This is a genomic window from Microbacterium azadirachtae (assembly GCF_025583665.1).
GTDB classification, from domain to species: Bacteria; Actinomycetota; Actinomycetes; order Actinomycetales; family Microbacteriaceae; genus Microbacterium; species Microbacterium azadirachtae.
Genome location: NZ_CP099706.1, coordinates 1,698,817 through 1,712,258, shown reverse-complemented (window position 1 = coordinate 1,712,258; position 13,442 = coordinate 1,698,817). Strand labels below are relative to the sequence as shown.

Annotated in this window: 11 protein-coding genes and 1 tRNA gene; 11 read left to right on the top strand and 1 reads right to left on the bottom strand. The window is 70.0% G+C overall.

Annotated elements, in window-relative coordinates; genetic code table 11:
- The first annotated feature begins 161 nt into the window (after window positions 1-161).
- Genes tkt through pgl form a run of 6 tightly spaced genes read left to right on the top strand, consistent with a single transcriptional unit; the run spans window position 162 to window position 8,311 of the window.
- On the top strand, window positions 162-2,264 hold the full coding sequence (tkt, locus tag NFX31_RS08105; protein WP_262957137.1) for a transketolase: 2,103 nt from the start codon (window positions 162-164) through the stop codon (window positions 2,262-2,264).
- 23 nt (window positions 2,265-2,287) lie between these two features.
- A complete protein-coding gene (gene tal, locus NFX31_RS08100) occupies window positions 2,288-3,400 on the top strand; it encodes a transaldolase (protein WP_045252097.1) in 1,113 nt (370 codons plus the stop codon).
- Window positions 3,397-5,016, top strand: a complete 1,620-nt coding sequence (locus NFX31_RS08095; protein ID WP_045252098.1) for a hypothetical protein — start codon at window positions 3,397-3,399, stop codon at window positions 5,014-5,016. Before tal ends, NFX31_RS08095 begins: the two co-directional genes overlap by 4 nt.
- Before the next feature lie 34 nt (window positions 5,017-5,050).
- A complete protein-coding gene (gene zwf / locus NFX31_RS08090; protein ID WP_045252099.1) occupies window positions 5,051-6,598 on the top strand; it encodes a glucose-6-phosphate dehydrogenase in 1,548 nt (515 codons plus the stop codon).
- Complete coding sequence (locus tag NFX31_RS08085; protein ID WP_045252100.1) at window positions 6,595-7,530, top strand: glucose-6-phosphate dehydrogenase assembly protein OpcA; 936 nt, start codon at window positions 6,595-6,597, stop codon at window positions 7,528-7,530. Before zwf ends, NFX31_RS08085 begins: the two co-directional genes overlap by 4 nt.
- A gap of 1 nt (window position 7,531) precedes the next feature.
- Window positions 7,532-8,311, top strand: a complete 780-nt coding sequence (gene pgl / locus NFX31_RS08080; RefSeq protein ID WP_045252101.1) for a 6-phosphogluconolactonase — start codon at window positions 7,532-7,534, stop codon at window positions 8,309-8,311.
- 51 nt (window positions 8,312-8,362) lie between these two features.
- Here pgl and NFX31_RS08075 read toward each other — a convergent pair whose 3' ends face one another.
- Window positions 8,363-9,535 (bottom strand): DMT family transporter, encoded by a 1,173-nt coding sequence (locus NFX31_RS08075; RefSeq protein ID WP_420847431.1) that lies wholly within the window; start codon window positions 9,533-9,535, stop codon window positions 8,363-8,365.
- A 43-nt stretch (window positions 9,536-9,578) separates the two neighbouring features.
- Here NFX31_RS08075 and def point away from each other — a divergent pair, with 43 nt between their 5' ends.
- The 5 genes from def (at window position 9,579) to wecB (ending at window position 13,399) form a co-directional block, all read left to right on the top strand.
- A complete protein-coding gene (def, locus tag NFX31_RS08070; protein ID WP_082072480.1) occupies window positions 9,579-10,145 on the top strand; it encodes a peptide deformylase in 567 nt (188 codons plus the stop codon).
- Window positions 10,146-10,248: 103 nt separating this feature from the next.
- A tRNA-Asn gene (locus NFX31_RS08065) sits at window positions 10,249-10,321 on the top strand.
- Window positions 10,322-10,689: 368 nt separating this feature from the next.
- Complete coding sequence (locus NFX31_RS08060) at window positions 10,690-10,884, top strand: hypothetical protein (RefSeq protein ID WP_156156832.1); 195 nt, start codon at window positions 10,690-10,692, stop codon at window positions 10,882-10,884.
- A complete protein-coding gene (locus tag NFX31_RS08055) occupies window positions 10,881-12,227 on the top strand; it encodes a glycosyltransferase family 2 protein (RefSeq protein WP_262957136.1) in 1,347 nt (448 codons plus the stop codon). Before NFX31_RS08060 ends, NFX31_RS08055 begins: the two co-directional genes overlap by 4 nt.
- On the top strand, window positions 12,224-13,399 hold the full coding sequence (wecB, locus tag NFX31_RS08050; RefSeq protein WP_262957135.1) for a non-hydrolyzing UDP-N-acetylglucosamine 2-epimerase: 1,176 nt from the start codon (window positions 12,224-12,226) through the stop codon (window positions 13,397-13,399). The genes NFX31_RS08055 and wecB overlap by 4 nt, the downstream gene beginning before the upstream one ends.
- Window positions 13,400-13,442 lie beyond the last annotated feature (43 nt).

Sequence of the window (13,442 nt, the reverse complement as noted above, 5' to 3'; positions counted from 1 at the left end):
GCTTGTCGCCGAAACACTTCGACCGGACCGGCGACGCGGCCACGCGACGCCACTATGCTGAAAACTGCTCGCGCGCCCGTCAACGTGCCTCGCCCCTCCGTGAAGTAGCGGTCGGCGCGCAGACGAACGGGCGCACTCATTGGCTTCGAAAGGGCTCTGGAGTGTCGGAACTGCTGTGGGATGAGATCGATCGGCGCGCGGTGGACACCGCCCGAGTCCTGGCGGCGGATGCCGTCCAGAAGGTGGGCAACGGCCACCCGGGAACCGCGATGAGCCTGGCCCCCGTGGCCTACCTGCTCTACCAGCGGGTTCTGCGACACGATCCCGCCGACACGCACTGGATCGGCCGCGACCGCTTCATCCTCTCCGTGGGACACTCCTCCCTCACCCAGTACATCCAGCTCTACCTCGGCGGGTTCGGCCTCGAGCTCAGCGACCTCGAGGCGCTGCGCACCTGGGGCTCGCTGACGCCGGGTCACCCGGAGTACGGACACACCAAGGGCGTCGAGATCACGACCGGCCCGCTGGGCCAGGGCCTGGCCTCGGCCGTCGGCTTCGCCTACGCCTCGCGCTACGAGCGCGGGCTGTTCGATCCGGAGGCCGCCGCCGGCACCAGCCCGTTCGACCACCACGTGTACGTGATCGCCGGCGACGGCGACCTGCAGGAGGGCGTGACGAGCGAGGCCTCGTCGCTCGCCGGCCACCAGCAGCTCGGCAACCTCATCGCGATCTACGACTCCAACCGGATCTCGATCGAGGGCGACACCAACGTCGCGTTCACCGAGGACGTGCGCGCCCGCTACGAGTCGTACGGCTGGCAGGTGCTGCACGTGGACTGGGTGCGCACCGGCACCTACGTCGAGGACGTGCAGGAGCTCTTCGACGCGATCGAGCAGGCCAAGGCCGAGACCTCGAAGCCCTCGCTGATCATTCTCAACACCATCATCGGCTGGCCCGCGCCGAACAAGAAGGGCACCGAGTCGGTGCACGGCAACGCGCTGGGCGCGGACGAGGTCGCGGCGACCAAGGTCGTCCTCGGCTTCGACCCCGACAAGAGCTTCGTCGTCGAGGATGCGGTGATCGAGCACACCCGCGAGCTCGGCGCCCGCGCCGCCGCGGAGCGCGCGCAGTGGCAGCAGGCGTTCGACGCCTGGGCCGCCGCGAACCCCGAGCGCAAGGCGCTGCTGGAGCGCCTCGAGGCGCACGAGCTCCCCGAAGGCATCGAGGACGCCCTGCCCGTGTTCGAGGCCGGGACCGAGCTGGCCACGCGCGCCGCCTCGGGCAAGGTCATCAACGCCCTCGCCGACCGGCTGCCCGAGCTGTGGGGCGGCTCGGCCGACCTCGCCGGCTCGAACAACACCACCATCGCCGGTGCGAAGTCCTTCATCCCCGCCTCGTGGTCGACGCACGACTGGGACGGCAGCCCGTACGGCCGCGTGCTGCACTTCGGCATCCGCGAGCACGCGATGGGCTCGATCATCAACGGCATCGTGCTGCACGGGCCCACCCGCCCGTTCGGCGGCACGTTCCTGATCTTCAGCGACTACATGCGCCCGCCGGTGCGTCTCGCCGCCCTGATGAACGTGCCGAGCGTGTTCGTGTGGACGCACGACTCCGTCGCCCTCGGCGAGGACGGCCCGACGCACCAGCCGATCGAGCAGCTCGCGTCGCTCCGTGCCATCCCGAACCTCGCGGTGGTGCGCCCGGCCGACGGCAACGAGACCGCGGCCGCCTGGCTCGAGATCCTGCGCCGTCACGGCGGGCCCACCGGCATCGCCCTCACGCGTCAGAACGTGCCGAACTTCGCGCGCGGCACCGGCGAGGCGACCGGCGAGACGTTCGCGGCGGCCTCGAACACCGCCAAGGGAGCCTATGTCCTCGCCGAGGCGCCGAACGGCACCCCCGACGTCCTCCTCATCGCCACGGGCTCCGAGGTGCAGCTGGCTGTCGCGGCGCGCGAGACCCTCGCGGCCGAGGGAGTGAACGCCCGCGTGGTCTCCGCGCCCTCGCTGGAGTGGTTCGCCGAGCAGGATGAGGCGTACCGCGAGTCCGTGCTGCCCTCGGGCGTGAAGGCCCGTGTCTCCGTCGAGGCCGGATCCACGCTGAGCTGGCACGGCATCGTCGGCTCGACGGGCCGGTCGGTCGGCATCGACCACTTCGGCGCGTCGGCCGACTACAAGACCCTGTTCCAGAAGTTCGGCATCACCACGGAGGCCGTCGTCGCCGCCGCCCACGAGACCATCGCCGCCACCGCGGCCGCTTGAGCAACCCGTAAGAGGAGATCCGCATGACCACGCCCACCGCAGCCCTCTCCGCCGCCGGCGTCAGCATCTGGCTGGACGACCTGTCCCGCACCCGCATCACGTCGGGCAACCTCGCCGACCTCATCGCCTCGCGCAACGTCGTCGGCGTCACCACCAACCCGACGATCTTCGCGAACGCGATCACCAACCCGGACGACACCTCGTACGACGGTCAGGTCGCTCAGCTCGCCGAGTCGGGCGCCACGCCCGAGGAGGCCATCTTCGAGGCGACCACGCAGGACGTGCGCGACGCGCTCGACGTCTTCCGCCCCGTCTGGGAGGAGACGGGCCACGTCGACGGCCGTGTCTCGATCGAGGTCTCCCCCGACCTCGCGCACGACACCGAGGGGACCATCGCGCAGGCGAAGGAGCTGTGGGCCAAGGTCGACCGTCCCAACCTGCTGGTGAAGATCCCGGCGACCAAGGCGGGACTGCCCGCGATCACCGCGGCGATCGCAGCGGGCATCAGCGTCAACGTGACCCTGATCTTCAGCCTGGAGCGTTACGCCGAGGTGATCGACGCCTACCTCGCGGGCCTCGAGCAGGCCCAGGCCGCCGGCATCGACCTCTCGACGATCCAGTCCGTCGCGTCGTTCTTCGTGTCGCGCGTCGACACCGAGACCGACAAGCGCCTCACCGCCATCGGCACCGACGAGGCCCTCGCGCTCAAGAGCAAGGCCGGGCTCGCCAACGCGCGCCTCGCCTACGAGCTCTACGAGCAGACGTTCGCCGGAGACCGCGCCGCCGCCCTGCTCGCCGCCGGCGCCAACCGCCAGCGCCCGCTCTGGGCTTCCACCGGCGTGAAGGACCCCGCGCTGCCCGACACCCTGTACGTCACCGAGCTCGTCGCCGCCGACGTCGTCAACACCATGCCCGAGAAGACGCTCGAGGCGACCTACGACCACGGCGTGGTTACCGGCGACACCGTCACCGGCACGTACGACGAGTCGCGCGCGGTCTTCGCCGGCCTCGCCGCCGTGGGCGTCGACTTCGCCGACGTCACCCAGGTGCTCGAGGATGAGGGCGTCGCGAAGTTCATCGACTCCTGGCACGAGCTGCTCGGCCAGGTCCGCGAAGGACTGGAAGCCCAGCGGTGAGCTTCGAGATCCACACGTCCGGGGCGCCGAAGGCGGCGATCGACGAGGTCGTCCCGCGACTGGTGGGCGAGCTGATCGCCTCCCGGATCACCAACGGCGACCCGACCGTGTGGGGCGAGTCCGCCGAGGCCGAGGCTGCCGTCCGCCTCGGCTGGGTGGACGCGGTGTCCGTGTCGCGCCCGCTGGTCCCCGAGATCGTCGCCCTGCGCGACGAGCTCGCGGCGAAGGGCGTCACGCGCGTGGTCCTGGCGGGGATGGGCGGATCGTCGCTCGCCCCCGAGGTCATCTCGCAGACCGCCGGGATCGACGTCACCATCCTCGACTCGACCTCCCCGGGCCAGGTGCTCGCCGCCATCGACGCCGGGCTCTCCGATGTCGTGCTCGTCGTGTCGTCGAAGTCCGGGTCGACCGTCGAGACCGACTCGCAGCGCCGCACCTTCGAGACGGCGTTCCGCGACATCGGGATCGACCCGGTGGAGCGCATCGTCGTGGTCACCGACCCGGGCTCGCCGCTCGACGCCTCTGCCCGGGAAGCCGGATACCGCGTGTTCAACGCGGACCCGAACGTGGGGGGTCGCTACTCGGCGCTGACGGCGTTCGGCCTGGTGCCGTCCGGCCTCGCCGGCGTCGACGTCGCCGAACTGCTCGACGAGGCGGAGGCGACCCTGCTGCAGGTCGCGATCGACTCCCCGGAGAACCCGGCGCTGCTCCTCGGCGCGGCGATCGCCGCCTCGCGGCAGAGCCCGGACGGTCCCCGTCGCGACAAGCTGGGTCTGATCACCGACGGCACGCACATCGTGGGCCTGCCCGATTGGATCGAGCAGCTGGTCGCCGAGTCGACCGGCAAGGAGGGCACCGGGATCCTTCCCGTCGTGCTGCTCCCGGTGTCGCCCGAGGTGGACAGCCGTCCCGCCGATCTGCAGCTCGTGCGTCTCGTCGACGACGCCGACGAGTTCCACCTGCGGGAGCGCCACCCCGGCGAGATCCTCGTCAGCGGCACCCTGGGCGCCCAGTTCCTGGTCTGGGAGTACGCGACGGCGATCGCCGGACACCTGCTGGGCATCAACCCGTTCGATCAGCCCGACGTGGAGTCCGCGAAGGTCGCCGCCCGCGGCCTCCTGGACGCACGCCCCGCGCCCGCGCCCGCGGCCTTCGAGCAGGACGGCGTCGAGGTCCGCGCCTCCGATCCTGCGCTGCTCGCCTCCCGCACCATCGCCGGCGTGCTGGACGCGCTCTGGGCGCGGCTCCCCGAGGACGGCTACGTGTCCATCCAGGCCTACGTCGATCGTCTCGAGATGCCGCAGCTGCAGGGCCTCCGCGAACTCGTGGCTGCGGACTCCGGTCGTCCGACGACGTTCGGCTGGGGCCCGCGCTTCCTGCACTCGACGGGGCAGTACCACAAGGGCGGGCCCGCTCAGGGCGTGTTCCTGCAGATCCTGGAGCGCACCGACGTGGATCTGGAGATCCCCGGACGTCCGTTCACCTTCGGCCAGCTCATCGAGGCCCAGGCCGCCGGCGACGCCGGCGTGCTCGCCGCGCACGGCCGTCCCGTCGTGACGCTCACGATCACCGAACCGCAGGACGACGTGCTCGACCTGTTCGAGGCCGCGCAGTAGGCCCATCCGCAATCCCCAGGAGAATCCCCCACTGATGACTGTCCACGTCTCCCGCGGCCACAACCCCCTGCGTGACCCCGACGATCGCCGGCTGAACCGGATCGCCGGACCCAGCGCACTGGTGATCTTCGGCGTCACCGGCGACCTGTCGCGCAAGAAGCTGATGCCCGCCGTCTACGACCTCGCCAACCGCGGCCTGCTGCCCCCCGGCTTCGCCCTGGTCGGCTTCGCCCGCCGTGACTGGGAGGACCAGGACTTCGCGCAGGTCGTCTACGACGCGGTGAAGGAGCACGCGCGCACCCCGTTCCGCGAGGAGACGTGGGCGCAGCTGCTGCAGGGCATCCGCTTCGTCTCCGGTGAGTTCGGAGACCCGGACGCGTTCCGCCGGCTGCGCGAGACCGTCGAGAAGCTCGACGTCGAACGCGGCACCATGGGCAACCACGCGTACTACCTCTCGATCCCGCCGAACCAGTTCCCGCTGGTCGCACGGCAGCTGCGCGACTCGGGACTCGTCGAGGGACACGAGGACGCCGACCACTGGCGGCGCGTCGTGATCGAGAAGCCGTTCGGACACGACCTCGCGTCCGCACGGGCGCTCAACGACGCCCTGGAGGGCACGTTCCCGGCCGACTCGATCTTCCGGATCGACCACTACCTCGGCAAGGAGACGGTCCAGAACATCCTCGCGCTGCGGTTCGCGAACGAGCTGTACGAGCCGATCTGGAACCGCAACTACGTGGATCACGTGCAGATCACGATGGCGGAGGACATCGGCGTCGGGGGCCGTGCCGGCTACTACGACGGCATCGGCGCCGCCCGCGACGTCATCCAGAACCACCTGCTGCAGCTGCTTGCGCTCACCGCGATGGAGGAGCCGATCAGCCTGTCGGCCGAGCACCTGCGCGCCGAGAAGGAGAAGGTTCTCGCAGCCGTCTCGCTGCCCGACGACCTCTCGCTCGCCACGGCCCGCGGACAGTACGCCGGCGGTTGGCAGGGCGGCGAGCAGGTCACCGGCTTCCTCGACGAGGACGGCATGGATCCGGAGTCCATCACGGAGACCTACGCCGCGGTCAAGCTCGAGATCAACACCCGGCGCTGGGCCGACGTGCCGTTCTACCTGCGCACCGGCAAGCGCCTCGGCCGCCGCGTGACCGAGATCGCGGTCGTCTTCAAGCGCGCTCCGGAGCATCTGTTCGGTGGTGCGCAGACCTCCGAGCTGGGCCAGAACGCCCTCGTGATCCGCGTGCAGCCCGATGAGGGCGTGACGCTGCGGTTCGGTTCCAAGGTTCCGGGCAACGGCAGCAACGTGCGCGATGTGACCATGGACTTCGGCTATGGACACGCGTTCACCGAGGCCAGCCCTGAGGCGTACGAACGACTGATCCTCGACGTCCTCCTCGGCGATCCGCCGCTGTTCCCGCGCCACGAGGAGGTCGAGCTCAGCTGGAAGATCCTCGATCCGGTCGAGCAGTACTGGGCCGCCGAGGGCGGCCCGCTGGAGCAGTACGCTCCCGGATCCTGGGGCCCGGCCTCCGCCGATGCCCTGCTCGCCCGCGACGGACGTGTCTGGAGGCGCCCGTGATCATCGATCTGCCCGACACCACCACCAGCCAGGTCGCGAAGAACCTGGTCAAGGCTCGCGAAGAGGGCGGCGTCGTCGCGCTCGGTCGCGTGCTCACACTCATCATCGCGGCGCCGGACGACGCGCTGGAGGCGGCGGTCGACGCCGCGAACGACGCATCCCGCGAGCACCCGATGCGCGTCATCGTGCTGACCACGAGCGAGGGCGAGGCACACCTGGACGCGCAGATCCGGGTCGGCGGCGACGCCGGCGCGAGCGAGGTCGTCGTGCTGCACGCCTACGGCGACGCCGCCAGCAACGAGGAGAGCCTGGTCACGGGTCTCCTGCTGCCCGACGCCCCCGTGGTCGTCTGGTGGCCGACGCTGGCGCCGGAAGCGCCGGCGGAATCGCCGCTCGGACGAATCGCACAGCGCCGCATCACCGACGCGGCGACCGCGAGCGATGTGCGCGCGCAGCTCGAGGTGCTCGGACGCACACACGTCCCGGGCGACACCGATCTCGCCTGGACCCGGCTCACGCACTGGCGCGAGCAGCTCGCCGCCGTCCTCGATCAGCCGCCGTTCGACGAGGTGACCGCGGTCGAGGTGCGCGGCGCCGCCGATTCCCCCTCCACCGCGCTGCTCGCCGCCTGGCTGGGCCTCGCGCTGGACGTCCCGGTCCGCTGGGCGTACGAGCCGATCGCGCACTGGGCGCACGGCATCAAGTCGGTGCGGCTCACCCGCGCCAACGGCGACATCCTGCTGGAGCGCCCGGTACCGGGATCCGCGATGCTCACGCAGCCCGGACAGCCGGACCACGAGCTCCACCTGCCGCGTCGGACGCTGCGGGAGTGCCTGGCCGAGGAGCTGCGCCGGCTCGACCCCGACGTGCTCTACGGCCGCGTGATCACCGAGGGATTCGCCAAGCTCAGCGCGCCCGAGCCGGTCGCCTGACATGGCCTCCGACTCCCCCGCCAAGCGCGTCGTCATCGACGCGGATCCCGTCTCGCTGGCGCGGCGCGTCGCCGACCGCTTCCTCGTGCGCGTCCAGGCGCGCATCAAGGACGGGCGCCTCGCGCACATCGCCCTGACCGGCGGGAGCATGGGATCCGCCGTCCTGCGCGCGGTCGCGGAGGATCCTCGCGCCCACGAGGTGGACTGGTCGCTCGTGCACTTCTGGTGGGGCGACGAGCGCTTCGTCCCCAGGGACCACCCGGATCGCAATGCCGGTCAGGCGCGCGCCGCCCTGCTGGATCGGATCTCCGTCCCGGCCGAGAACGTGCACGAGATGGCCGCGAGCGACGCGGGCCTGACGCTCGATGAGGGCGCCGCAGCCTACGCCGCAGAGCTCGCGCGTTTCGGTGAAGAAGACCGAGCCTGGCCGTCGTTCGCGGTCTGCTTCCTCGGCGTCGGACCGGACGGCCACATCGCCTCGCTGTTCCCGGATCGGCCGGAGATCACCGTGATCGATGCGGCCGTGCTTCCGGTGCGCGACTCCCCCAAGCCGCCCCCGGAGCGGATCACTCTGACCCGCCCGGTGATCAACGCGTCCAAGCGGGTCTGGCTCGTGCTGACCGGAGCCGACAAGGCCTCCGCACTGGGCCTGGCCCTTGCGGGCGCCAACTACGAGAACGTCCCGGCGGCCGGCGCCAAGGGTCGCAAGCGCACGGTGTTCTTCGTGGATGAGGCTGCCGCCTCCGAGGTCGCACCCGACCTCATCGACGTGGACTACTGACCCGCACCGCGGCGCCGTCGTCGAAAGGCGCCGCGGTCGGAGTCGAGCGGATCAGCGGCCGTCGGATCCGTTTCCGCGCTCGGTGGCGCCGCCGCGAGGCAGGTCGTCCCGCCGGATCGGAGCCACGTTCGTGGGCCATTCCGGTGCGTCCGGATCGTCACCCGGCGCCGGAGGCTCTGCGGAGCGCGAAGGCTCCTGAGTCGTCTCGCCGTTCGCCTCCGACCCGGTCGGGGCGGCGGCTCCGCCGCCGCTGCCGCGGGTGATGGGCAGTTCCTGACTCTCGCTGACCACCTGCGGGTGGTATCGCGCCAGCGTGACGACGCCCCAGCCCGCGATGGCCCCCGAGATCCCGAAGGCGACGAAGACCCAGACCGGGGCCGCCGCACCCTCCTCGAGCACGAGCAGCCCGATCAGGACCGCCACCATGGGATCGATCACGGTCAATCCGGCGATCACCAGGTCGGGCGGGCCGGATCCGTACGCGGTCTGTACGAAGTAGGCGCCCGCGGCGCCGGCCGCGATCAGCGCGATCACGCACACCGCCGTGAGCCAGTCGAACTGGCCGGACTGGATCCGGACCAGCACCGCCTTGGCCAGTGTCGCGACGAAGCCGTACAGGATTCCGGCGCCGCTGACGTAGAAGAGCGCGCGCATGCGGTGCCGCAGGATCAGCCAGCAGGTGCCGAGAAGGATGATCACGAGAAGCAGGATCGTGAGGATCGTGAACAGCTGGATCTCGCTGATGTCGCGCTCGACGGCGAACAGCGCGGCGAACAGCACGAAGATGAAGATGCCGCCCACGCACGCGAAGATCGATACCAGCGAGCGCTTCGTCGGAGCCACGCCGCTCACCCGCGCGTTGAGCAGCGTGGTGATCACGAGCGCGATGGCCCCGAGCGGCTGCACGACGATCAGCGGCGCCTTCGTGAGGGCGGCGAGCTGACAGACGATGGCCAGGACCAGCATGAGCGTGCCGACGATCCAGGAGGGCCGCGTCAGCAGCCCCTTCACCTGCTGCCAGCTCAGTCCCGTAGCCGCGTCTGAGCCGCTCAGCCGCTCGACCTTCTCGACGCCCCGGTGCTGATACTGCGCGCCCAGCGACATGAACACGGCGCCCGCCAACGCGAGCGGGATGCCCATCAGCAGGCCGGGGTTCGCGAACACGCCGGCGAGGTGTTCGCCGACGTCCGCCGCCCCCATGTTCCGCGTCAGGTCCTCAAGCACCCTTCGAGACTACCCGCCCCTCGCCGCCGACTAGGGTTGACGCGTGGCAGTGCTTCCGATTCGCATCATGGGCGACCCCGTCCTGCATTCCCCCGCCGACCCGGTCGGCGAGATCACCGACGAGATCCGCACGCTCGTGGCGGACATGTACGAGACGATGGACGTCGCGCCCGGCGTCGGCCTCGCGGCGCCCCAGGTCGGCGTCGGCCTGCGCATCTACGTCTATTCGTACGTCGATGACGACGAGAACCCCTGGCGCGGCGAGATCATCAACCCTGTGCTCTGGATCGCCCCTCTCGAGCCCGGCTCCCCCGATCCCGATCTGGAGTCGGAGGGCTGCCTGTCGTTCCCCGGCGAGCGGTTCCCGCTGCGCCGTTCCGAGCGCGCGCTCGTGACCGGGACCGATCTGAACGGCGACGACGTCCGCATCGAGGTCGACGGCTGGCGGGCGCGGATCATGCAGCACGAGTTCGACCACCTCGACGGCATCCTCTACGTCGATCGCCTCGACGACGGCGATTGGAAGACCGTGCAGAAGATCGCCCGGAAGCGCGGCTGGGGCCGCCCCGGCGCGAGCTGGCTCCCGGGAGTGGACAACCTCGAAGGGTGACCGACCCCACCCCGGCGGGCGACGCGCCCGGGCGGCGGCCCGAGGCGGGATGAACGGTCAACCTTTGCTATAGTTGACGAGTTGCCCGCGCAGCGGGAAGCATTCCTCGGTAGCTCAATTGGCAGAGCAGCCGGCTGTTAACCGGCAGGTTCTTGGTTCGAGTCCAAGCCGGGGAGCAATCCCCCGAAGCCCCGTCCTTGCGACGGGGCTTCGTCGTTGGTGAGCTCAGCGCCGACATGAGCCCGTCACGACTGACGCCGACACGATGCTCATCGCATCCGAGCTCACGGCATCGCGCACAAGAGCCGACGGTCTGCGTGCGAACGTGGAATCAGGCGAGCATGAGCAGTCTCGTCCGTGAATGCGTCGAACTCGATCACCGCGCCATGGACGGCGAAGAGCACGACCTCGATGCGCGGCATAGTCGTGAGGATCGAATGCGGCGCGTCCCACGACAGACGTGGGGCCGTGCACCGCAATCCAGGGCTCGCCGGGGGGACGCAGCATCGTGGTTAAAAGTACGGTTCTTGTCGACCTTCTTCACGTGGTGAACGGCGGCGCCAGATTCCTGCTGATGTTCTGCGTCGGCATGTTCCTCGCCTACTGGCTGTTCGCCGCTTTCGCGCTCGTCACGGCGTCACTGCGTCACCGCACGCGGCAGCGGCGCCGACCGCGATTCGCCGGGCACACCGACGAACTGTACCCGGTACGCGCTCACGATGGGGCGCCGACACGGTGATCCTCGTCCACGGTCATGTCGTCGATGCGGTGCTGGCGGTCATGACCCTCTTCATCCTGTCCGGCATCGTCTACAACCTCCTCCTCTACGCGCTCTCTCTGCGCAAGCCGCTCGTGGCATTGCATCGCCGCCGACGAGGTTCCGGCGACCTGCGCCCCGTGGTGTTCGTGCTGCCCTGCCTCAACGAGGGCCGGGTGATCGGTGCGAGCATCGATCGGCTGCTCACGCTCTGGCGACCCGGGATCCACATCCTCGTCGTGGACGACGGATCCGCGGACGACACCTCGGCGATCGTGCTCCACCGTTCGCACCCGGCTCTGCACCTGCTGCGGCGGACGCTTCCCGAGGCTCGCCAAGGCAAGGGCGAGGCGCTCAACGCCGCGATCGCGCACATCAGGTCGGGGGCGGTGATCGATGACGTGGATCCCTTCGACACCATCGTCTGCATCGTCGATGCGGACGGGCGTCTCGACCTGCACGCACTCGACGACGTCCTGCCCTTCTTCGACGACCCCTCGATGGGCGCCGTCCAGATCGGCGTCCGCATCAACAACAGGGAGAGGAACTGGCTCGCCCGAATGCAGGACATCGAATTCGTGCTCTACACGAACATCTATCAGCGGGGTCGTCGGCATCTCGGCAGCGTCGGCCTGGGAGGCAACGGACAGTTCGTGCGCCTGGCGGCGCTCGACAGCCTCGGCGCCGCCCCGTGGTCCCGCAGCCTGACCGAAGACCTCGACCTCGGCCTCCGGCTGCATTTCCGCGGGTGGGAGGTGGAGTTCTGCCCGACTGCGTTCGTCCATCAGCAGGGCCTGGTCGAGGTCTCGAAGTGGATCAGGCAGCGCACACGGTGGTTCCAGGGGCACCTGCAGAGCTGGCCCCTCGTACCGGAGCTGCTGGAGACGACGCACGGCCTCAGCCGCGCAGATCTGCTCTATCACGTGACCAGCCCCTTCCTCCAGATCCTCAGTTCGGTGCTGTCGGCAGGCCTGGTGCTCGCCGTGAGCGCAGACGCGATCGAGGCGACGCTGGGAACACTGCGCCCCAGCACGTGGTGGCTCGTGATCTATCTGCTGACCTTCGGCATGTCGTTCTTCCATGCGAGGACCTACCTGCAGGTGGAACGCGATCATGCGCTCACGCCGTCACGCGCCGTCGTCCTGCTCCATGGCTACGTCTTCTACTCCCTGCTCTGGTACGTCGCGGCGTGGAGGGCGCTCGGGCGCACGCTCCTGCGACGCAGCTCGTGGGCGAAGACCGCTCGGCTCTCCGAGGTCCATGGTCGCGCGCAGAACACACGAATAGGACGAGGAACCGACCGACCGAAAGAGATGAACGCATGACGTCTGACCCGCTTCCGCTCGCGCAGATCCGCGTCATGGCGGTCTACGGCACCCGCCCCGAGGCGATCAAGCTCGCGCCGCTGATCGCGGCCCTCCGCGCGGACCCGCGGTTCCACACGCACGTGGTCGTCACCGGCCAGCACCGGGAGATGCTGGACCAGGTCCACCGCGCATTCGGCATCGCGCCCGATGTCGACCTCGACATCCACTCCCCCGGACAGACCCTCGAGAGCATCAGCCGGCGAGTGCTGCGCGGCCTGACGCCCGCACTGCACGAGCTGCGGCCGGACGCCGTCCTGGTCCAGGGCGACACGACGACGAGCTTCACGGGGGCGCTCGCAGCGTTCTACGCGAAGATCCCGGTCGTCCATGCGGAAGCCGGCCTGCGGACCGGCGACCTCCTCTCGCCCTTCCCCGAAGAGGGCAATCGGCGACTCATCTCGCAGATCGCGGCGCTGCACCTGGCGCCGTCCGCACTCGCGCGGCGCAACCTCCTGTCCGAAGGCATCGACCCGGCGACGATCGCGGTCACCGGCAACTCGGTGATCGACGCGCTCCTCCATGTCGTCGCGCGAGGCGAGCCGCTGGCCGCGCCGCTCGCCCGGATCCTCGACGAGAACCGCCCGATGCTGCTCGTCACGACCCACCGCCGCGAGTCCTGGGGCCCGCCTCTCCGCCGGATCGGGTCGGCCCTCGCGCGGATCGCGGACAGGTTTCCGGATCATGATCTCGTCCTGCCTGCGCACGGCAACCCGCTGGTGCGCGCGACGATTCTCCCGATTCTCGAGAACCGCCCGAACATCCTCGTCGTCGACGCCCTGCCCTACACGGACTTCTGCATGCTGCTGCAGCGCTGCCGCCTGGTGCTCACGGACAGCGGCGGCGTTCAGGAAGAGGCTCCGGCGCTCGGCAAACCCGTCCTGGTCATGCGCGACACGACGGAACGGCAGGAAGCCGTCGACGCTGGAGCGGCGCGGCTGGTGGGCACCCACGAGGAGGCCATCGTCGACGCCGTGACCCTCCTCCTCCGTGATCCGGCTGCCTACGACCGGATGGCGCAGGCGGTGAACCCGTATGGGGACGGTCAGGCGTCACGCCGGACGGTGTCCGCGATCGCGCGACATTTCGGACGGGCGGATGCCGTCGACGAGTTCGTGCCGCATGCACGCTGAGCTCAGGCTCCCTGCCCGGTCACGATCGCTGAGACGCATCCGG